The organism is Oleiphilus sp. HI0125, from assembly GCF_001635355.1.
Window position 1 is genome coordinate 1 of sequence record NZ_LWGF01000128.1, and the last position, 1,114, is coordinate 1,114.

At 43.9% G+C, this 1,114-nt stretch carries 2 protein-coding genes; both read right to left on the minus strand.

Annotated elements, in window-relative coordinates; all coding sequences use genetic code 11:
* The coding region (locus A3762_RS02180; RefSeq protein WP_231878701.1) for a 3-hydroxyacyl-CoA dehydrogenase NAD-binding domain-containing protein at positions 1–428 on the minus strand (428 nt) is incomplete at its 3' end.
* Between the two features lie 17 nt (positions 429–445).
* On the minus strand, positions 446–1,114 hold a 669-nt coding region (locus tag A3762_RS26870; RefSeq protein ID WP_197468948.1), incomplete at its 5' end, for a hypothetical protein.

Below are 1,114 nucleotides of genomic sequence, written 5' to 3' on the forward strand. Positions count from 1 at the left end.
GGCGCAGGATTGAAAAAATGCATCCCCAAAAATCTGTCTGGACGACTCGTTGCTGCAGCGACTTCAGTAATTGATAAAGAAGAGGTATTTGTGGCGAAAATCGTATCTGGGCCACACACCGCATCTAACTCAGTAAAGATGACTTTTTTGATATTCATATTCTCGACAGCTGCTTCAACAATAAGCGCTGCGTCAGAGACCAAACTGTTATCGTTAGAACCTTGAATTCGCGCTAAAGTCGAGTCAAAGGTTTCTTGCGTAATTTTATCCTTAGCCAATAAACGTGACAGCCCCTTCTCGATTGTCTGGAGACCTTTGTCAACTGCTTCTTGCGCAATGTCTTTGAGTACAACTTCAAAACCAGACGATGCAAACGTCTGTGCAATACCCGCTCCCATTGTACCTGCGCCAATTACGACAACTTTCATGCTCTTTCTACCTCTAACTATTTTGAATCAGTCACGATGTCTTCTGCACCGATATTAATTGATAAACGCGGCTGATCAGCTACCAACACACCGCTAATTATTTTTTCATAATCCCCAAGCTTTCGCTCAACAGAACCCTTGGTGATTCGAACTACCACATCGACAGATTCAAATAGGCTTAATTTCAGCTCTGGCATCATAGCTAAGCTATCATCTAATACTATGTCGTTAATTTCTTGTTTAGGGGAAAATCTGGCCACTGCTAATGGCATTGGCGGACCAACGCTGGCTCGCGCATACACGACCACAATTTCATTTTCATTAAATTGAGACAGCAATGCGGGTTCAATCCTTACGTCAACGCTTACTCCAACTGTTGAGGCAGGTACTTGTATGGTTGAAGGTACGCCCAGTGCTCGTTCAGCCGCAGAAATACCCTCTTCAATCGAACCGCGCGATGGGTGATTAGGTTCCAACGTTAAAATCGTCTTCCAATATTCTATAGCTTGGTCAAATTGACCTTGATCATAACTTGCCAAGGCTTTTAGTCCATAAATGTTGGTATCTTGTGGATTAAGTAGGGTCGCTTTGTTTACAGCATCGGCAACTGGAGGAGCATCGATTGCGATACCTGAGAAATACAGGGTCTGCGCCTGCAATCCGTATAATGCCGCCTTTATTTCTGG